Raw genomic sequence first — 18,195 nt, 5'->3', positions numbered from 1 at the left:
GCCCGGCCCCCGATGGGAGTGAAAAGATGCGCCGCCTCGCCCTGAGCGTCATGCTGGCTACACTCGCCGCCAGTCCGGCCACGGCCGAGCAGGATCTGCTGCTCGGGGCCGACATGGCCTCGCCCGCGATGACACAGGCCGAGATGAGCCGCGCCGACGTCGAGGCGATGATCGCGGCCGCCGATGGCAAGCCGATCGATCTGCACGACAAAGCTTTGTCCGGCCTCGACCTGTCCGGGCTGAACCTGCATGGGGCCAACCTGCGGACCGCGCGCCTGAACAAGACCAACCTGCGCGGCACCGACCTCAGCGATGCCAACCTCGAACAGGCGTGGTTCCTGAAGGCCGACCTGTCCGGCGCCAAGCTGGCGGACGCCAGGATGTTCGGCATCACCGCACGGGATGCCGATCTCACCGGCGCCGACCTTAGCCGGTCCAGGCCGATCGGCGACTTCAAGGGCGCCAATATGAGCGGCGCGACGCTCGTGGACCTCAAGGGCGGCGCCGACATCAAGAACCAGTCCATGGGGCTGATGCGGGCGGTGTTCACCTCGGTGAATCTCACGGGGGCGAACCTCAAGGGGGCCAACCTCGGGCGATCGCGCCTGGAATACGCCGACTTGAAGGATGCCGACCTGACCGACGTCGTGCTGATGGGCTCGGACTTGTCCGGGGCAAACCTGACCGGGGCCACGGTGGCGGGCACGGACTTCAAGAACGTCGATGTCAGCGGCGCCCGGCTGATCGAACTCAAGGGTCAGGACCGCGCCAAGGACTGGGCCGGACGCGTGAACGCCGACCGGGCCGTCGTCACCCGCGCGGCACCCTGACCGGAGCCCTCACCGCCGAGACGGCCGATCGCGCATCGTACCGGATCTCATAACCGGCACGACGCGCGCGGTCCTCAATCCGCATCGTCGTTTTCTGAGAGTGGGCGGCCACCGTTCGGAACGATGCTTGAATGCGCATCATCACCGGGCTTCGCGACGCGGCCTCGGGATGATCCGGGTGGTGTCAGCACCGACGCGGCACAGCCCGAGCACCACCAGCCAATTCCTGGGTCCCGAGGGCCGCAGACATCTTGGAAGCGCCGGCGCTCTTGGTCCGAACCGCCGCTACCGCGTGGGCCGGGAGAATACATTATCCGAACCCGGTCCAAGGCGGGAAATTTCTACCACAATCAACCGGCGGTTGTCTTATTGCGCAGCAACGTTGTCGGTTTTAAAGAACCTATGTTTGTCAAGCTTCCGTTACGATAAATATCGGCCGAAAAATTCCTCGTGTTAAAGCCAGCGTCAAATTTTTATAAGCTCAAAATCCGATGGATTGGCGACAGCTCACATGGTTAATGCTTAGCTTCTGTCGTATTATAATAATATGTGCACAACCATCGACGCCGCTATCCGCCCGAGCCCTGTTGTGCTCTGGCGCGATTCGATCGCGGCGATGCCGACGCAGGGCTCACCCTGTCGCTTTTTGGCGGTGGAGCGCTGGGTGCGGCTCCGGCACAGCGCCCTCGACTTCATCGAACGATTTGGCGACGAGGCGCACCGGCTCGGTTGGACGACGGCCGATCTGTTCGGCGTCGACCCCCACTTCGGCACACGTCGGACCAAGCGGTGCGGCGCGCTGATGGTGGACGGCCGAGCAGTGTATCGGCTCGAGCTGCACAGGGTCAGGTTCACCATCAGCTCGGGGTCGGGAAACAGGTTCGACCAGCAGGCTGGCGTCCCGGTCTGGGAGTTCGCCGGGAACGGCGCCGCGCTCGGCTGAGGGAGCGGACGTGGAGCGGGTGGATAGGGCCTGAACGCGCAGTTTGCCCGCGCCGGCCCTATGATCTGCGCCGCGTTCGACGATGCATCGAGAGCGGCGAGTGGCTCTGCCGTCTACTCGTGCGGGCTACGCTGTTCACGGAGCGCGCTGCTGCACCCGGGCCAAGGCCGGCCCCGAGTGCGTCTCCCCCACCGCTGGGACCGGCGGATTCACGCAGCGGTGGCGGACGAGGCGCGAGGCCCCGCTCCCGTTCGGGAGCGGGGCCTGTCAGCCCAATGAGAGCCGATCTCTGAAGGTCGTAGCCCGCAGAGGGGACGGGTGCGTTACGCTGCCCGCACGGTGGAGAGGAAGCGGGACACTTCGGCGCCCAGGTGCTCGGACTGACGCGACAGCTCTCCGGCGGCGTTGAGCACCTGGCTTGCGGCGGCGCCGGTATCCTCGGAGGCCTGGGCCACGCCGGCGATGTTGCTGGTCACCTCGTTGGTGCCGGTGGCGGCCTGGGCGACGTTGCGGACGATCTCCTGCGTGGCGGCGCCCTGCTCCTCGACGGCCGCGGCGATCGAGGTCGCCACCGAGTCGATCTCCCGGATGCGCGCCGTGATGCCCCCGATCGCCGTGACGGCCTGGCCGGTCACGCCCTGGATCTGGCCGATCTGCTGGCTGATCTCCTCGGTGGCCTTGGCGGTCTGCGCAGCCAACTCCTTCACCTCGGAGGCCACCACGGCGAAGCCGCGGCCGGCTTCGCCGGCGCGGGCGGCCTCGATGGTGGCGTTCAGGGCCAGCAGGTTGGTCTGCCCGGCGATGTTGGAGATCAGGCCGACCATATCGCCGATGCGGGTCGCCGCCTGGCTGAGCGCCTGCACGAGATGATGGGTCTGGTCCGCCTCGCCGACCGCCGACTGGGCGAGTCCGGCCGATCCGAGTACCTGCCGGCCGATCTCCTGGACCGACGAGCCAAGCTCCTCGGCGGCGGCGGCCACGGTCTGGACGTTGGCGGCGGCTTCCTCGGCGGCGGCGGCCACCGTGGTGGATTGGGTGGCGGTCTGGGTGGCGCTCGCCGTCATCGACTGGGCGGTCGCCTGCAACTCCGTCGCCGAGGACGAAACCAGGCCGACGATGCCGCCGACGGCGCGCTCGAACCCGTCGGCGAGCTCCAGCATGGTCTGCTTGCGCGCAGCCGCTGCCGCCTCCTCGGCAACCCGCCGGACCTCGGCCTCCTCGGCGGCCTTGCGGGCGACCATCGCCTTGATGCCCTCCACGGCTTTGCCGACGGCGCCGATCTCGTCCTTGCGGGCTGCCTCTTTGATCTCCGCCTCGATCTCGCCCTTCGCCATCCGCTGCAGCACGGCGACCAGGCGGTCGAGCGGCCGGGTGATGCCGACCATCGCGATGAACGCGGCCAGGACAGCGCCGGCGAGCATCCCGAGGGCGCTGACGATCATCAGGCTGAGGCGCGTGGCATCGGTCTTGGCCGACAGGTCGTTGGACCCCCTCTGCATGAAGTCGTTGATGTCGTTGGACAGCGCGTTGCCTTCGACCATGAGGGTCGAGAAGGTCGGATCGATCGCGGAATGGACCAGGGCGATCGCCTGGTCGTTCTGGTTGCTGGTGCCGAGGCGGCGCACCTCGGTGACGTCGGTGAGGAACTTGTTGATTCGCATCGCCAGCGCGTCGATGCGCGGCGCGAAACTGGGCGCGTGGTCGCGCAGCGACTTGAGCGTTTCCTTCAGGTTCGGCACTGCGGCCTCGAACCCCGCGTTGGCGGTCCGGATCTGGTCCGCGTCGGTCTCGGCGATGATCCGATAGACGAAATAGTTGAGTTCGAAGACGAATCGGTTGAGGCGTCGGCCTTCGGCTACCGCGACGGCCTCGTCGTTGATGAACGCGCTGTAGGCGTCGTCGATCTGGCTCATGCGTGACTGAGCGTACCAGACGCAGCCGCCGACGATGACGCCGATCAGAGAGACGACCGTGATCAGCTTGGTCAAGATCTTGAGGTTCGACAGGCGCAGCATGTCTGTTCGGGTCCGTCGGTCTGGGGTCGGGCTGGAGCCCAGGTGAATGCTCCGTGTATCATGATTCTATTAATCTGGCCCTAAGGTCTGCTATTTTTCTGTCACAGGACCAAATTTGAGGTATTATTCGCATAATACAGTTTGAATACACATGTATTCGCAATTTTAGAACCAGAATTTCGCGCAATATATTTGAAAATTTCTCATAATTGCGCCGATGAGCGCATCATCAATGTGTCAAAAAACTTGAATTTACTTTCAGGTATCAGGAATCAATGTACAGGCGCGGCGCGGCGGTTGTCCGGAGACCGCGTGGGGTTGCAGCGGACGGTCGGCCCTTTCCCCCGGGCCGAGGCGGCGCCACATAGACCGCGTCCCGAATGCTTCGACGATCCCGGAACCGCTGCCGCATGTCCAAGCCCATCCACGCCATGATCCGCGTTCGCGACGAAGAGCGCGCGCGGAGTTACTACGCGCGCGCCTTCGGCTTCGAGGCTGCGGACCGCTACGACTTCGACGATTTCACACTGGTCTACCTGCGCGATCCGGCCTCTCCGTTCGAGCTGGAGCTCACGGTGAACAAGGGCCGCGACACGCCTTACGACCTCGGCGACGGCTACGGCCACATCGCCGTCGTGGTCGACGACGTCGAGGCCGAACACGCCCGCCATCTCCGCGAGGGCTTCCCGGCCACCGACGTGAAGACCCTCAAGCACGGCGACACCGTGCTGGCCCGGTTCTTCTTCGCCACGGACCCGGACGGCTACAAGATCGAGGTCATCCAGCGCGGCGGACGCTTCGCCTAGAGCCGTTCCCGACCGCGTTGCCATCAGGACCGGCGCTAAGTCCCTGATCCAACGCGCTCGCTGACGCTGAACCGGCATCCGCTTTCCGGAGCGCACGCTTGCAACGTCCCGCCTTCCCCCACGCGACACATCCGAGCCACATGCCCGAGACCACCCGCATTGTCTGCATCCGCCACGGCGAATCCACCTTCAACGCCGCCCACCGGCACGGGGGCGGCGATCCCGGCCTGCTCGACGCCCGCCTGACCCCGCGAGGTCAGGCCCAGGCCCGGGACGCGCGGGAGCGACTGAAGGATATCCCGTTCGAGCTGGTGGTGATCTCGCCGCTGACCCGGGCGATCGAGACCGCCGCGATCCTGTTCGGCGAGCACCCGAACCAGCCGCGGGTGCTGGTCGAGGTGCTGCACCGGGAGTGCCAGGAGAGCAGCTGCGACGTCGGCCGGGCCGCCTCCGAGATCGCCGCCGAGTTCCCGCATCTCGATGTCGGCCACCTGCCCGAGGTGTGGTGGCATGCCGAGCCCGGCTGCGAGGTCGGCGGATACCCGGTAGAGCCGCGCCACCTGTTCGACGCCCGCGTGGCCGGATTCCGGGAGTGGCTGCGGGGGCGGCCCGAGACGACGATCGCGGTGGTCGGTCACGGGACGTTCTTCTATCACCTCACCGGCACATTCCTGGAGAACTGCGCCTCCATCGAACTGGACCTCGCCGCCGAGCCCGTCCTGGCCTGATCAGGCCGGGATTCGCGCCCGGGCCGCGTCGAGGCGCGCCCGGGCGCCGATGAGGTCGATCTCCGGCGCCTGCCGGCCGATCGCCAGGGCAGCGTCGAGGATCGTGCAGGCCCGCGCCCAGGTGTCCGGCACGAACGGGGCCGCGCCCTCGGCGACCTCGGCGGCACAGCGGGCATCCTCGGCCGCGCGCTGGGCCGCCGTCGCCGTGCGGGCGACCGCCGATTGCAGCGCGCCGTCCCGCCAGCGCCGCATGCGGGCGGCTTCCTGCGCCAGCGCGCCGCCCTGCCATTCGGCCGACCGTGCCGCCGCCAGGGCCAGGCTCAGGTCCGGCGCGCCGGCACAGGCCTCGGCATGCTCGGCCATGCCGGCCCGAGCGCAGAGGGGCGCCAGGATCTGCCGGATGCTGTCCAGAGCGAGGCGCCGGGTCCGGGCAGCCTCGACGTCCGGCCGGTCGGCGCTGCCGGACAGCCGCAGCACGAAGGCGATCAATTGGGACCGCGCGTCGTCCGGCATCGCGTCGTTGAGGCCCAGCGCGTAGGCCGCGATCGGCCTGGAGAAGCAGGGTGGGCAATCGGCGCTGGAACGGATCGCCTTGTAAGGCAGCCCGGCGGCCACGATCGCCGCCTCGTTGATGCAGGTTCCGCCATCGGGACCCGGGAAGGGATGCGATCCGGCCAGCAGGCGCCAGTTCAGGATCGTCAGGAAGTCGGCGTGCATCCGCGCTCCTCCGCCTCGAGACGGCAGCGTGACACGCTAAAGCCCTGTTGGCGAGACGATTTCGCTCGCCGGTAAGGGGCTGATCCTGCGACAGCCCGCGCGCTGCCCGGCATCCGCAAACGGGCTTCGACCGTTCGATTGCGGACTCACCCGCCGAGGTTCATTGCCAGGCCGGACAGCATCGCGACGCCCAGCACCAGCACGAAGGCGGCGGCCACGAGCTCCAGGCCGCCGATGACCAGCAGACCCGCTTGGCCGCGACCGCCCGCGAGGCGCAGGGCCGCACGCTTGGCGAAGACTGCGAGGCAGGCCAGGGCCGTGGTGGTCAGCGCGGTGCCCACCGCCATCGCCAGGACAGCCAGGATCCCCGCCCCCGGCACCCCCTGCGAGACCGCGAAGACCAGGATCAGCACCGCTCCGGCGCAGGGCCGCGAGCCCGCCGCCAGGACCACGCCGGCGCGGGCGCGCCAGCTATCCAGGCTGTCGAGCGTCCGGGCGTCGGGCAGGTGGGCGCAGCCAGGTCCGCAGGGCGTCCCGAGTTGGACGAGCCGGCCGGCCTTACGCCAGGTCAGCGACAGCCCGACCACGGCGACGAGGGCGAAGCTGGCGGTCTCGATCACGGTTCCGGCCCGGGTCACTCCGGCTGCGGTGGCGTTCAGCACCACGGTGCCGATCCCGACGATCGCCCCCGCGACCAGCGCCTGGAGCAGGGCCGCGCAGGCGCTCAGGGCGCAACCCCGACGCAGGGCCCGCTCGCCTGCCAGGATGTAGCCGGCGATCACCGCCTTGCCGTGGCCGGGGCCGGCGGCGTGGAACACGCCGTACGCGAAGGCCAGGCCGATCAGCGGCGCCCAGTCGCCGCCGCCCTTCAGCGCCAATACGGCGGCGTTGAGGCTGCGGGAGAAGCTCGCCTGCAGGGCCAGGATCACGCCGCCGAGACCCGAGGCGGCCGGGGCCGCCTCGCGGAAGCCGATGCCGAACGGCGAGCGTGCCGGCGGCGCGGCGATCCCGGGGGCGATGAGCCAGGCCAGCCCGGCTGCCACGAGGGCGGCCAGCACCACGGCGGCGGCCATCAGACCCAACCGCAGCCCGAGCCGTCCGTACCGGGGCTGCGCGGCGACGCCGATCCCTACGGACATGCGACCAGGATCCGGCTGGCGAACTGGACTCCGTAGGACGAGGCGGCGGTGAGCGCCTCGAAGAAGGCCTCGGTCATGCCGGGCGAACCGGCTTCGGCGGTCTTGGGCTGCTCCGTCTTCGGACGAGTGACCGTGGCGGCGCAGCCCTGCGGCGCACCCGCGAGGGTGGCCGCGTCCGAGCCCTCCGCGAAGGAGAAGGCGACGAAATACGTTGGGTCGTAGACTTCCAGGGCCGCGACGCCCCTGCCCTGCTGGACCGGCGCCTTGAGCGGCAGCAGAAAGCTCAGCTCCAGCGCCCTGCCCTCAAGGCGCATCGCCGGCTCGTTCGGTTCGGCGAAGGCCTGGTCCTTGCCGCCGACCTTCAGTTTCGTGAAGTAGCCGAACTCGGCGAGGTTCTTGGTGTTCTCGGCCGCGAGCCCAGCCAATTCGTCCGGCGAGAGCGTGCCGTCCTTGTCGGTGTCGAGCCCCTGCGTGACGAAGGCGGTGTATTCGGGATCGAAGCTCCAGGTATCGCGCACGCCCACGAGCTTGCCGTCCTGATAGACGAGCTGCGCCTTCGCGGTGACCCAGACATGGGGATGGGCGGACGCGGGCGTGGCGGCGCAGGCGAGGCCGGCGGCCAGGAGCAGGGCGACGGTCTTCAGGGCCGGCTTCGGCACCGGTTTGGGGACGGGCTTGGGGAAAGGCGCGGCGATCGGCATGGGGCGGCGGCACGCTCGCTGCAGAGAGGGGGGACCACGAGAAACGCGGCCCCTTCCTCATCCGCTGGTTGGGCGAAAGCGAGGCGCAGCAGGTCCCGAGACGTCACTCCTGCGCGTCCAGGCCCATCAGCTGAAAACTCGTCCGCAGGTCGTTCGACATCGGGATGTCGAGGCGCTCGCCGTTGGGCAGGCGCTTCAGGAACCAGCGCTCGTAGATCCAGCGCAGCGCGCGCGATTCGGCGAGCCTCGTGAAGGTCTGGGCCATGATCCCAGCCAACTCGGGATCGTCCTTGCGGAACATGATGCCGTACGGCTCGTAGGAGAGCTTGTCGGGCAGGACCGTGTAGTTGGCCCCGTCCTGGCTGTCGGTGGCGATCAGGCCGTAGAGCAGCACGTCGTCGGTGGCGAAGGCGTCCGCCTGACCGGCCTTCACCATGGCGTAGGACGCCGCATGGTCGGGGGCCGTCACGATCTGCGCCTGGATCCTGAGCTTGGCCAGGAGGTCGCGCACCGCCTTCTCGTTGGTGGTGCCGGCCGTGACCACCACGGTCTTGCCGCCGAGGTCCCGGTAGGAGGCCACGCCGGAGCCCTTCTTCACCAATAGCTGCGTCGCGCTGATGTAGTCGACCGGGGAGAAGGCGACGCTCCGGCGCCGCTCGGCGTTGGCGGTGGTCGAGCCGCATTCGAGGTCGATCTTGCCCGAGGTCAGGGCTGGGATGCGCGTCTCCGCGGTGACCGGCTCGTACCGGACCGTCACGGTTCGTCCGATCGCCGCCTGGATGTCGTCGGCAATCTCGCCGCACAGGTCGATGGCGTAGCCGATCGCCCTTGGGCTGCCGTCCCGGTGCTTGCCCTCCACGAAAGAGAACGGCACCGAGCTCTCACGATAGCCGAGCACGATCTCGCCGCGCTCGGCCACCCGCTTCAGGGTGCCGGTGAGCACCTCGACGGCATCGGCGGGGCGCGGGGCGCCCACCAGCGCCAAGGCGAGCACGCCTGCCATGACCAAGCCGAACCGCATCGCCGACATCCCGTGTCCTCCGCGTGACCCCGAGCCGTCCTATTCAGCCGGCGATGGGACCGTGCCGACATGGTCGAGGCGCTGATCGGTGCTGGTGAGCTGGCCCTCCCACTTGGCCACCGCGACGGTGGCGATGCTGTTGCCCAGCACGTTGGTGGCCGAGCGGCCCATATCCAGGAACTGATCGATGCCGATGATCAGCAGCAGGCCGGCTTCGGGGATGTTGAACTGCGCCAGCGTCGCCGAGATCACCACCAGCGAGGCGCGCGGCACGCCGGCCATGCCCTTCGAGGTCACCATCAGCAGGAACAGCATCGTGAGCTGCTGGCCCCAGGTGAGAGGGATGTTGTAGGCCTGGGCGATGAACATCACCGCGAAGGTGCAGTACATCATCGAGCCGTCCAGGTTGAACGAGTAACCCATCGGCAGCACGAACGAGGTGATGCGATTGGGCACGCCGAACTGCTCGAGGTTGGTCAGCATCTTCGGGTAGGCCGCCTCGCTCGACGCGGTCGAGAAGGCGAGCACGAACGGCTCCTTGATCAGGTTGAACAGCCGCATGATGCCGCTGCCGCCGAGCATCAGGAAGCCGACGCCCATCAGCAGCGCCCAGAGCACCGCGAGGCCGGCGTAGAACTCGACCAGGAACTTGCCGTAGGTCACGAGGACGCCGATCCCTTGCGTGGTAATCGTGGCCGCAATGGCCGCGAACACCGCCACGGGGGCGAACAGCATCACGTAGCCGGTCACCTTGAGCATGACGTCGGCCAGGCCCTCGATGCCCTGGGCCAGGAAGTGCCCCTTCTCGCCGAGCGCCGCGAGCGCCACGCCGAAGAAGATCGAGAACACCACGATCTGCAGGATCTCGTTGTTGGCCATCGCCTCCACGGCGCTCTTGGGCACCAGGTGGGTGACGAATTCCTTGAGCGACAGCGAAGCCGCCTTGAGCCCGGTGCCGGCGCCGACATCGGGCAGGGGCAGGTTCAGGTTGTGGCCCGGCTGCATCAGGTTGACCAGGATCAAGCCCAGCATCAGCGAGCAGAACGAGGCCCCGACGAACCAGAGCAACGCTTTTCCACCGACCCGGCCGACCGCGGCGGTATCCCCGAGATGGGCGATGCCGACGACAAGTGTCGAGAACACCAGCGGCGCAATGATCATCTTGATCAGGCGGAGGAAGATGTCCGAGACCAGTGCGATATAGCCGGCGATTTCCTTGGCCGTCTGCGGATCCGGCCAGGTGATGCTGCAGGCGTAGCCCACCGCTATCCCGAGCAGCATGCCGATGAAAATCAACGTCGTGAGCCGTGAACCCGACATCGGTACTGCTCCTCGTCGCCGCCCGGGATGGACCAGCATTGATTTTCGTTAACGTGAAGCACGAACTACGCCAGATGCAAGCCCATTCGCGGGGTGTTACTGACTTGGCCGACTGTTTTCCCGGGACGTTCGCCCGGGGTTGAAACCTGTGGCCGACCGGTCGCAGCTGCGGTACGAGACTTGCTCTCCCGGCTTGCCTGCCGTTTCTGCAGGCTGGACCAAAAACCTGCGCCCGCGAGAATACATGGACGTCTTCGTACAACAGCTGATAAACGGGCTTACGCTCGGTTCGATCTACGGTCTGATCGCGATCGGTTACACGATGGTGTTCGGAATTATTGGAATGGTAAACTTCGCCCATGGCGATGTGTTTATGGTCTCTTGCTTCATTGCGCTGATCACCTTCCTTCTCTTGACGACCTGGCTGGGCATTAGTTCGATCGCCCTGGCATTCCTGATCGTCCTCGTGGTCGCCATGGTGCTCACCGCCCTGTGGGGCTGGGCGATCGAGCGGATCGCGTACCGGCCCTTGCGCGGCTCGTTCCGGCTGGCGCCCCTGATCTCGGCGATCGGCGTCTCGATCTTCCTGTCGAACTTCGTCCAGGTGGTGCAGGGCGCACGCAACAAGCCGACGCCGCCGATGCTCTCGGGCGGCATCACGCTGTTCGAGCGCGACGGCTACGCGGTGTTCCTGGCCTACAAGCAGATCCTGATCATGGCGGTCACGGCCGTGCTGCTCACCGGCTTCTGGTATCTCGTGCAGCGGACCCCGTTCGGCCGGGCGCAGCGCGCCTGCGAGCAGGACCGCAAGATGGCCGCCCTGCTGGGCATCGACGTCGACCGGACGATCTCGCTGACCTTCGTGCTCGGCGCCGCGCTCGCGGCCGTCGCCGGGGTCCTCTACCTGATGTACTACGGCGTCGTGTCGTTCTCGGACGGGTTCGTGCCCGGCGTGAAGGCGTTCACCGCGGCGGTGCTCGGCGGGATCGGCTCGCTCCCCGGCGCCGTGCTCGGCGGCCTGATCATCGGGCTGATCGAGACCTTCTGGTCGGCCTACTTCTCCATCGAGTACAAGGACGTCGCCGCGTTCTCGATCCTGGCGATCGTGCTGATCTTCATGCCGTCTGGCATCCTGGGCCGGCCGGAGGTCGAGAAGGTCTGATGGCGAACCCCAACTCCGCGACCACCGCCACCGCGATTCCCGGATCCGCGATGGCCGGCATCCTGCGCGATGCCGCGATCTACGCGCTCGTCGCCTTCGGCCTCTGCGTGCCGATCATCAGCTACCGCACGGAGGCCGGACCCGGCAGCGACCTCCTGCTCCTGCCCCGCTGGGGCCTCGTGGCATCGCTGTGCGCGGCGATCTTTGTCGTCCGCGTCCTCCAGCGCCTCGTTCTCCTGCGCCGGGACGCCCGCCGCGCCCTGACCCCCTCCCCGGCCCAGGCCACCGAGGCGGTCCAGGGCGAGCCCGCGGCCGGACAGAAGACCTCAAAGGTCGGCCTGTACCTGTTCGTCGGCATCGCCCTGACCCTGCCGGCGATCGCTGCTGCGGCCACCGGCGGCCTGTCGTCGGCGCGCTACTGGATCGATCTCGGCATCCTGATCCTGACCTACGTGATGCTCGGCTGGGGCCTCAACATCGTGGTCGGCCTCGCCGGCCTGCTCGATCTCGGCTACGTCGCCTTCTACGCCGTCGGCGCCTATTCCTACGCGCTGCTGTCGACCACCTTCGGCCTGTCGTTCTGGATCTGCCTGCCGCTGGCGGGCGTGTTCGCCGGCCTGTGGGGGATGCTGCTCGGCTTCCCCGTGTTGCGCCTGCGCGGCGACTACCTCGCGATCGTGACGCTGGCTTTCGGCGAGATCATCCGCCTCGTCCTGATCAACTGGACGGACGTGACCGGGGGCGGGGCCGGCATCTCGTCGATCCCGCGGGCGACCTTCTTCGGCATCCCGTTCAGCGCCGGCGAGGACGGCTTCGCCGCCCGGTTCGGCATCCCGTACGATTCGATGCACCGGCTGGTGTTCCTCTACTACCTCATCCTTGCGCTGGCCCTGTTCACGAACTTCGTCACCCTGCGCCTGCGCAGGCTGCCGATCGGGCGGGCCTGGGAGGCGCTGCGCGAGGACGAGATCGCGTGCCGCTCACTCGGCATCGACACCACGGCGACCAAGCTCACGGCCTTCGCCCTCGGGGCGGCGTTCGGCGGCATCGCGGGCTCGTTCTTCGCGGTGCGCCAGGGCTTCATCAGCCCTGAGAGCTTCAACTTCCTGGAGAGCGCGATCATCCTGGCAATCGTGGTGCTGGGAGGCATGGGCAGCCAGGTCGGCGTCGCCATCGCGGCGGTGGCCATGGTCGGCGGCCCCGAGATGCTGCGCAACCTCGGCTTCCTCAAAGCCGTCTTCGGTGACGGCTTCGATCCTAACGAGTACCGCCTGCTGCTGTTCGGGCTCGCCATGGTGGCGATGATGGTCTGGCGACCGCGGGGCCTGATCTCGGTGCGCCTGCCCTCCGTGTCATTGGGCGAGCGCCGCGCCGTCTCGGGTGCGCATGTGAGCGAGGGGCACGGCTGATGGCGCTTCATCCGGATCCCCGGGCGCAGGCGCAGGTCTCCGCCCCGCCGGTGCTCGCCGTCGAGCACCTGACCATGCGGTTCGGCGGGCTCACCGCCGTCTCCGGCCTGTCCTTCGAGGCCAGGCGCGGCGACATCACCGCCCTGATCGGCCCGAACGGGGCCGGCAAAACCACGGTGTTCAACTGCATCACCGGCTTTTACAAGCCGACCGAGGGCATGCTCCGGCTCGCCCATGACGACGGCACCACGCACCTGCTGGAGCGGCTGCCGAACCACGCGGTCAACCGCACCGCCCGGGTGGCCCGGACCTTCCAGAACATCCGCCTGTTCCAGGGCATGACGGTTCTGGAGAACCTGCTGGTCGCCCAGCACAAGCCGCTGATGCGCGCCTCCGGCTACACTCTGTTCGGTCTGCTCGGCCTCAAGGGCTACCGGGACGCGCAGGCCGAGGCGATCGAGCGGGCCAAGGCCTGGCTCGACCGGATCGACCTGATGGCGCGGGCCGACGATCCGGCCGGCGCCCTCCCGTACGGCGCCCAGCGCCGGCTGGAGATCGCCCGGGCGATGTGCACCGATCCGGTGCTGCTCTGCCTCGACGAGCCGGCCGCGGGCCTCAACCCGCGTGAATCCGCCGAGCTCAACGCGCTGCTGCGCCACATCCGGGACGCGCACGACACCTCCGTGCTGCTGATCGAGCACGACATGTCGGTGGTGATGGAGATCTCGGATCACGTGGTCGTGCTGGATTACGGCCAGAAGATCGCCGACGGCACCCCGGCCGAGGTGCGGGCGGATCCGAAGGTGATCGCCGCCTATCTGGGCGTCGAGGACGACGAGGTGGAAGCCGTGGAGGCCGAGGTCGGCATCACGGTGCCGCACGGGGACCCGACGCGTCCGGACGTGAACCGCTCGGAGGCTTCGGTATGAGCGTGGCCGGCATCAACGTCCTGGTCGAGGAAACCCGGGCGATCCAGGCGGGGGGCAAGCCCCCGCTCCTCGCGGTGCGCGACGTCTCGACCTATTACGGCAGCGTCGCAGCCCTACGGGGCGTCGATATCGACGTCGCCGACGGCGAGATCGTCACGCTGATCGGCGCCAACGGCGCCGGCAAGTCGACCCTGATGATGACGATCTTCGGCAGCCCCCAGGCGCGCACCGGGACGATCACGTACGACGGGCGCGACATCACCCGGCTGCCGACCCACGAGATCGCCCGGCTCGGCGTCGCGCAATCGCCGGAGGGCCGCCGGGTCTTCCCGCGGATGAGCGTGTTCGAGAACCTCCAGATGGGCGCCTCGCTCCACGGCGAGCGCTACTTCCAGGAGGATCTCGAGAAGGTCTGCACCCTGTTCCCGCGGGTGAAGGAGCGCCTGAACCAGCGCGCCGGCACGATGTCGGGGGGCGAGCAGCAGATGCTGGCCATCGCCCGGGCGCTGATGAGCCGTCCGCGCCTGCTGCTCCTGGACGAGCCGTCGCTCGGCCTGGCGCCGCTGGTGGTCAAGGGCATCTTCGACGCGATCCGGGAGCTGAACCGCACGGACGGCATGACGATCTTTCTGGTCGAGCAGAACGCCTACCACGCCCTGAAGCTCGCCCATCGCGGCTACGTGCTGGTCAACGGTCGCGTCACGTTGAGCGGAACCGGCAGGGCGCTGCTCGACGATCCGAACGTCAAGGCCGCCTATCTGGAAGGGGGCCATACCGGCCCGGTCGGGGCATGAGCATGCTGCAGGGGATCCTGTACGAGGAGGAATCGGCTTGGCTGTTCCTGCTCGTCACCGTGGTGATGGGCGGCTGGGCCGGCTGGATGGCCGCCCGCGCGGTCGCCCGGGGCTGGCGGCCATTCTGGCAATGCGCGCTCGCGCTGCTCCTCGTGGCGGCGGCCGTGCGCTTCATCCACTTCGCATTGTTCTCGGGGACGCTCGTCTCGCTCCATTACTACGCGATCGACGCGACCGTCGTCATGATCATCGGTGCGGCCGGCTTCCGGTTCACGCGGACGCGCCAGATGACGAGCCAGTACCGCTGGCTCTACGAAAGAACCTCACCGCTGACGTGGCGCACGCGGGATTCCGTGGCGGACGGGGGACGGTGAGTTCGGCCGGATCCGCACAGGCGGACCTGTAATCTAGGGGATGTTAGCGATGAGATCGTTTCTGCTCGCCGGGCTCGCTCTCGGTGCAATGATCGCCGCGGCGCAGGCGGCCGAGGTCAAGCTCGGCATCGCGGCGCCGATTACCGGCAACAGCGCCGCCATCGGCGTCCAGTTCAAGAACGGCGCCAGCCAAGCCGTCGACGACATCAACAAGGCCGGCGGGATCAAGGGCACGACCCTGACGGTCCTGATCGGCGACGATGCCTCCGACCCCAAGCAGGGCGTCTCGGTGGCCAACAAGTTCGCCAGCGACGGCGTCAAGATGGTGGTCGGGGACTACAATTCCGGCGTGTCGATCCCGGCCTCCGACGTCTACCTCGACGCCGGAATCATCCAGATCACCCCGGCCTCGACCAACGTGAAGTTCACCGAGCGCGGGATGTGGAACACCTTCCGCACCTGTGGCCGCGACGACCAGCAGGCTGCGGTGGCGGGCGCCTATCTGGTGGCCAACTATAAGGATAAGAAGATCGCCTTCGTCCACGATAAGACCCCCTACGGCAAGGGTCTGGTCGACGAGACCCAGATGGTGCTCAAGGCCAAGGGCGTGAAGCCGGTGATCTTCGAGGGCATCAACCCCGGTGAGAAGGACTACTCGGCCCTCGTCTCGAAACTGAAGTCGGCCAACGTCGACATCGTCTATTTCGGCGGCTACTACACCGAGGCCGGTCTGATCCTGCGCCAGATGCGCGACCAGGGCCTCAAGGCCACGTTGATGGGCGGCGACGGCATGGTCGACCGCGAGCTGGTGGCGATCGCCGGTCCGGCCGCCGAGGGCACGCTGACCACCTTCCCGCCGGATGCCCGCAAGAACCCGAACGCCAAGGCCGCCCTGGCCGCGTTCAAGGCCAAGAACATCGATCCCGAGGGCTACACGCTCTATTCCTATGCCTCCGTCCAGGTGCTCGCCAAGGCGATGGCCGAGACCGGATCCACCGACGGCAAGAAGCTCGCCGAGTGGTTGCACCAGGGCAAGCCGGTCGACACGGTTGTCGGCCCGATCGCGTACGACAAGAAGGGCGACATCACCCGGCCGGACTACGTCCTGTACGAGTGGAAGAAGGGCGCCGATGGCAAGATCGACTACACCGGCAACGAACTGACCAAGTAATCTGCATCCAATCCGGGCAGACGCCGCCTCGCACGCGTGCGGGGCGGCGTCTGCGTTTCCGGAACGGTGGATTCGTCAGCCTTAATTGTTCTTCCCGCCGCGCTACCCGGTGCGTACGCTCAAGAATTGTGCATGATGCCGGCGGCACGCGGGCCGGCAAGCTGCCGCGACCTGCCGGGGGAGGCCGAATGACGGCGGCGGGACACGCAACCGGGGACGCTCGCGCGACGGTGGCGGCCGGTCGTACGTCGTCCGCCACAGACCTGCGCGGCGTTGCAGCCCAGCTTCCGGCACCATCATTGCAAAGGCGTCGCCCGAGCGGGCGGGGCCGAGCGCCGAGCCGCCAGCCGATCCCGTTCGACCCGATCCAGGAGTTCCGTACCGATGCAGTCTGATATCGCTCGCCGTGGCCTTGCCGCGGCGCTCGGCCTGAGCCTCGCCCTGGCCCCCCTCAGCCTGCGGGCCGAGGATCTGACCGGTACCCTCAAGAAGGTGAAGGACAACGGCGCCATCGTCATCGGCTACCGCGACGCCTCCGTGCCGTTCTCCTATCTCGGCGGCGACCAGAAGCCGGTCGGCTACGCGATGGAGATCTGCTTCAAGATCGCCGACGCCGTGAAGGCCAATCTGGGCCTCCCGAACCTCGAGGTTAAGCTCAACCCGGTCACCTCCGCCACCCGCATCCCGCTGATGGCGAACGGAACGATCGACCTCGAGTGCGGTTCGACGACGAACAACGCCGAGCGCGAGAAGCAGGTGTGGTTCACCAACTCGCACTTCCTGACCGCGACCCGCTACGTCTCGAAGAAGTCGGCCAACCTGCACACGATCGAGGACCTGAAGGGCAAGACCGTTGTGTCGACCTCCGGCACCACGAACATCAAGCAGATCAACGAGGCCAACACCGAGCGGAAGCTCGGCCTGACGATCCTGCCGGCCAAGGACCATGCCGAGGCATTCCTGATGGTCGAGACCGGCCGCGCCGTGGCGTTCGTGATGGACGACGTGCTGCTCGCCTCGCTGGCCGCCTCCTCCAAGGACCCGTCGGCCTACGAGATCTCCACCGAGGCCCTGTCCAAGCCCGAGCCCTACGGGATCATGGTGCGCAAGGACGACACGGCGTTCAAGAAGGTCGCCGACGAGGCCACCGCCAAGCTCTATACGAGCCCCGAGGGCAAGGCGCTCTACGACAAGTGGTTCACCCAGCCGATCCCGCCGCGCAACATCAACCTCAACCTGCCGATGAGCGCGGAGATGAAGAAGCAGTTCACGACGCCGATCGCCAGCCCCGATCCGGCGGCCTACTGAGAGCCGTCCAGCGTGACGCGGACCGCGGGGCCCTGCCCTGCGGTGCGCCTTCGTAAGATCAGGGCAGAACCAGCGCGATGAACTACAATTGGAACTGGCGCATCTTCTTCGATGCCTCGCCCGAGGGCACGGGCACCTATCTCGACATGCTGCTCTCCGGGCTCATGTGGACGATCGCCACCGCCCTGTGCTCCTGGGTCATCGCGTTCTTCCTCGGCTCCCTGATCGGTGTGCTGCGCACGCTGCCGTCGAAGACCGCCAACGCGATCGGCACGACCTATGTCGAGCTGTTCCGGAACGTGCCGCTGCTGGTGCAGATGTTCCTCTGGTACTTCGTGCTGCCCGAGGTGGTGCCGACGCAGTTCGGCGACGCGATCAAGCAAATGCCTGACGCGCCGTTCTACACCGCGGTGGTGTGCCTGGGCTTCTTCACCGCCTCGCGGGTGGCCGAACAGGTCCGGGCCGGCATCCAGTCGCTGCCGCGTGGCCAGAACATGGCAGGCACCGCGATGGGCTTCACGGTCTACCAGACCTACCGGTACGTCCTGCTGCCGAACGCCTACCGGATCATCCTGCCGCCGATGACCTCGGAATTCCTGAACAACCTCAAGAATACCTCCGTGGCCCTGACGATCGGCCTCCTGGAGCTGACCGCTCGCGCCCGCTCGATGCAGGAATTCTCGTTCCAGGTGTTCGAGGCGTTCACGGCGGCGACGCTGCTGTACGTGATCGTCAACCTCGTGGTCGTCACCGCGGCGACCTACCTGGAGCGCGCCGTCGCGATCCCCGGCCAGCGCTGAGGCGCCGGCCCCGCCCCCGATTTCCCCG

Annotated in this window: 18 protein-coding genes; 12 read left to right on the top strand and 6 right to left on the bottom strand. The window is 67.6% G+C overall.

The window, feature by feature from the left end; translation table 11 throughout:
- The first annotated feature begins 26 nt into the window (after nt 1–26).
- Together ACYQPG_RS13785 and ACYQPG_RS13780 are read left to right on the top strand one after the other, a co-directional pair.
- Nucleotides 27–830, top strand: coding sequence for a pentapeptide repeat-containing protein (locus tag ACYQPG_RS13785; RefSeq protein WP_461231141.1), 804 nt, complete (start codon nt 27–29; stop codon nt 828–830).
- A 589-nt stretch (nt 831–1,419) separates the two neighbouring features.
- Nucleotides 1,420–1,773, top strand: a complete 354-nt coding sequence (locus ACYQPG_RS13780; RefSeq protein WP_461231140.1) for a hypothetical protein — start codon at nt 1,420–1,422, stop codon at nt 1,771–1,773.
- A gap of 323 nt (nt 1,774–2,096) precedes the next feature.
- Here ACYQPG_RS13780 and ACYQPG_RS13775 read toward each other — a convergent pair whose 3' ends face one another.
- The gene (locus ACYQPG_RS13775; RefSeq protein WP_419829648.1) at nt 2,097–3,788 is read right to left on the bottom strand and encodes a methyl-accepting chemotaxis protein; all 1,692 of its coding nucleotides are present in this window, start codon (nt 3,786–3,788) and stop codon (nt 2,097–2,099) included.
- 410 nt (nt 3,789–4,198) lie between these two features.
- Here ACYQPG_RS13775 and ACYQPG_RS13770 point away from each other — a divergent pair, with 410 nt between their 5' ends.
- Nucleotides 4,199–4,594 (top strand): VOC family protein, encoded by a 396-nt coding sequence (locus ACYQPG_RS13770; RefSeq protein ID WP_147907578.1) that lies wholly within the window; start codon nt 4,199–4,201, stop codon nt 4,592–4,594.
- Between the two features lie 140 nt (nt 4,595–4,734).
- A complete protein-coding gene (locus tag ACYQPG_RS13765) occupies nt 4,735–5,322 on the top strand; it encodes a histidine phosphatase family protein (protein WP_147907579.1) in 588 nt (195 codons plus the stop codon).
- Here the strand turns inward: ACYQPG_RS13765 and ACYQPG_RS13760 are convergent, their stop codons facing one another.
- The 5 genes from ACYQPG_RS13760 to ACYQPG_RS13740 all read right to left on the bottom strand — a co-directional run bounded on the left by ACYQPG_RS13760 (nt 5,323) and on the right by ACYQPG_RS13740 (nt 10,220).
- A complete protein-coding gene (locus ACYQPG_RS13760; RefSeq protein WP_461231139.1) occupies nt 5,323–6,039 on the bottom strand; it encodes a hypothetical protein in 717 nt (238 codons plus the stop codon).
- A 146-nt stretch (nt 6,040–6,185) separates the two neighbouring features.
- On the bottom strand, nt 6,186–7,178 hold the full coding sequence (locus ACYQPG_RS13755) for a nickel/cobalt transporter (RefSeq protein ID WP_419829647.1): 993 nt from the start codon (nt 7,176–7,178) through the stop codon (nt 6,186–6,188).
- Nucleotides 7,169–7,879 (bottom strand): DUF1007 family protein, encoded by a 711-nt coding sequence (locus tag ACYQPG_RS13750; protein ID WP_461231138.1) that lies wholly within the window; start codon nt 7,877–7,879, stop codon nt 7,169–7,171. The genes ACYQPG_RS13755 and ACYQPG_RS13750 overlap by 10 nt, the downstream gene beginning before the upstream one ends.
- Before the next feature lie 103 nt (nt 7,880–7,982).
- On the bottom strand, nt 7,983–8,909 hold the full coding sequence (locus tag ACYQPG_RS13745; protein WP_461231137.1) for an amino acid ABC transporter substrate-binding protein: 927 nt from the start codon (nt 8,907–8,909) through the stop codon (nt 7,983–7,985).
- A gap of 30 nt (nt 8,910–8,939) precedes the next feature.
- Nucleotides 8,940–10,220: a dicarboxylate/amino acid:cation symporter gene (locus tag ACYQPG_RS13740; RefSeq protein WP_147907583.1), complete on the bottom strand. Its 1,281-nt coding sequence runs from the start codon at nt 10,218–10,220 to the stop codon at nt 8,940–8,942.
- A gap of 244 nt (nt 10,221–10,464) precedes the next feature.
- Between ACYQPG_RS13740 and ACYQPG_RS13735 the strand changes: the two genes are divergently transcribed.
- From ACYQPG_RS13735 to ACYQPG_RS13700, 8 genes are all read left to right on the top strand, one after another.
- Entirely contained in the window at nt 10,465–11,382 is a 918-nt protein-coding gene (locus ACYQPG_RS13735; RefSeq protein WP_147907584.1) for a branched-chain amino acid ABC transporter permease, read from the top strand.
- Nucleotides 11,382–12,791 (top strand): high-affinity branched-chain amino acid ABC transporter permease LivM, encoded by a 1,410-nt coding sequence (gene livM / locus ACYQPG_RS13730; RefSeq protein ID WP_147907585.1) that lies wholly within the window; start codon nt 11,382–11,384, stop codon nt 12,789–12,791. Before ACYQPG_RS13735 ends, livM begins: the two co-directional genes overlap by 1 nt.
- Nucleotides 12,791–13,720 carry an ABC transporter ATP-binding protein gene (locus ACYQPG_RS13725; RefSeq protein WP_147907586.1) on the top strand — a complete coding sequence of 310 codons (930 nt, stop codon included), beginning with the start codon at nt 12,791–12,793 and terminating at the stop codon, nt 13,718–13,720. The genes livM and ACYQPG_RS13725 overlap by 1 nt, the downstream gene beginning before the upstream one ends.
- On the top strand, nt 13,717–14,514 hold the full coding sequence (locus ACYQPG_RS13720; RefSeq protein WP_147907587.1) for an ABC transporter ATP-binding protein: 798 nt from the start codon (nt 13,717–13,719) through the stop codon (nt 14,512–14,514). The genes ACYQPG_RS13725 and ACYQPG_RS13720 overlap by 4 nt, the downstream gene beginning before the upstream one ends.
- A 5-nt stretch (nt 14,515–14,519) precedes the next feature.
- Entirely contained in the window at nt 14,520–14,888 is a 369-nt protein-coding gene (locus ACYQPG_RS13715) for a DUF6867 family protein (protein WP_147907625.1), read from the top strand.
- Nucleotides 14,889–14,937: 49 nt separating this feature from the next.
- Entirely contained in the window at nt 14,938–16,059 is a 1,122-nt protein-coding gene (locus ACYQPG_RS13710) for a branched-chain amino acid ABC transporter substrate-binding protein (RefSeq protein WP_147907588.1), read from the top strand.
- A 384-nt stretch (nt 16,060–16,443) separates the two neighbouring features.
- Entirely contained in the window at nt 16,444–17,367 is a 924-nt protein-coding gene (locus ACYQPG_RS13705; protein ID WP_147907589.1) for an amino acid ABC transporter substrate-binding protein, read from the top strand.
- A gap of 77 nt (nt 17,368–17,444) precedes the next feature.
- Nucleotides 17,445–18,167, top strand: coding sequence for an amino acid ABC transporter permease (locus tag ACYQPG_RS13700; protein ID WP_147907590.1), 723 nt, complete (start codon nt 17,445–17,447; stop codon nt 18,165–18,167).
- Nucleotides 18,168–18,195 lie beyond the last annotated feature (28 nt).

This window comes from Methylobacterium sp. CM6246, from assembly GCF_054818005.1.
Note: the sequence above shows the minus strand (reverse complement) of the source record. Positions and strands in the feature narration are given on the sequence as shown.

Excerpts from the sequence above, each read along its gene's own strand:
- ACYQPG_RS13785 (WP_461231141.1), top strand. The coding sequence starts at position 27 with ATGCGCCGCCTCGCCCTGAGCGTCATGCTGGCTACACTCGCCGCCAGT.
- ACYQPG_RS13775 (WP_419829648.1), bottom strand. The coding sequence starts at position 3,788 with ATGCTGCGCCTGTCGAACCTCAAGATCTTGACCAAGCTGATCACGGTC.
- ACYQPG_RS13770 (WP_147907578.1), top strand. The coding sequence starts at position 4,199 with ATGTCCAAGCCCATCCACGCCATGATCCGCGTTCGCGACGAAGAGCGC.
- ACYQPG_RS13765 (WP_147907579.1), top strand. The coding sequence starts at position 4,735 with ATGCCCGAGACCACCCGCATTGTCTGCATCCGCCACGGCGAATCCACC.
- ACYQPG_RS13760 (WP_461231139.1), bottom strand. The coding sequence starts at position 6,039 with ATGCACGCCGACTTCCTGACGATCCTGAACTGGCGCCTGCTGGCCGGA.
- ACYQPG_RS13755 (WP_419829647.1), bottom strand. The coding sequence starts at position 7,178 with ATGTCCGTAGGGATCGGCGTCGCCGCGCAGCCCCGGTACGGACGGCTC.
- ACYQPG_RS13750 (WP_461231138.1), bottom strand. The coding sequence starts at position 7,879 with ATGCCGATCGCCGCGCCTTTCCCCAAGCCCGTCCCCAAACCGGTGCCG.
- ACYQPG_RS13745 (WP_461231137.1), bottom strand. The coding sequence starts at position 8,909 with ATGTCGGCGATGCGGTTCGGCTTGGTCATGGCAGGCGTGCTCGCCTTG.
- ACYQPG_RS13740 (WP_147907583.1), bottom strand. The coding sequence starts at position 10,220 with ATGTCGGGTTCACGGCTCACGACGTTGATTTTCATCGGCATGCTGCTC.
- ACYQPG_RS13735 (WP_147907584.1), top strand. The coding sequence starts at position 10,465 with ATGGACGTCTTCGTACAACAGCTGATAAACGGGCTTACGCTCGGTTCG.
- livM (WP_147907585.1), top strand. The coding sequence starts at position 11,382 with ATGGCGAACCCCAACTCCGCGACCACCGCCACCGCGATTCCCGGATCC.
- ACYQPG_RS13725 (WP_147907586.1), top strand. The coding sequence starts at position 12,791 with ATGGCGCTTCATCCGGATCCCCGGGCGCAGGCGCAGGTCTCCGCCCCG.
- ACYQPG_RS13720 (WP_147907587.1), top strand. The coding sequence starts at position 13,717 with ATGAGCGTGGCCGGCATCAACGTCCTGGTCGAGGAAACCCGGGCGATC.
- ACYQPG_RS13710 (WP_147907588.1), top strand. The coding sequence starts at position 14,938 with ATGAGATCGTTTCTGCTCGCCGGGCTCGCTCTCGGTGCAATGATCGCC.
- ACYQPG_RS13705 (WP_147907589.1), top strand. The coding sequence starts at position 16,444 with ATGCAGTCTGATATCGCTCGCCGTGGCCTTGCCGCGGCGCTCGGCCTG.
- ACYQPG_RS13700 (WP_147907590.1), top strand. The coding sequence starts at position 17,445 with ATGAACTACAATTGGAACTGGCGCATCTTCTTCGATGCCTCGCCCGAG.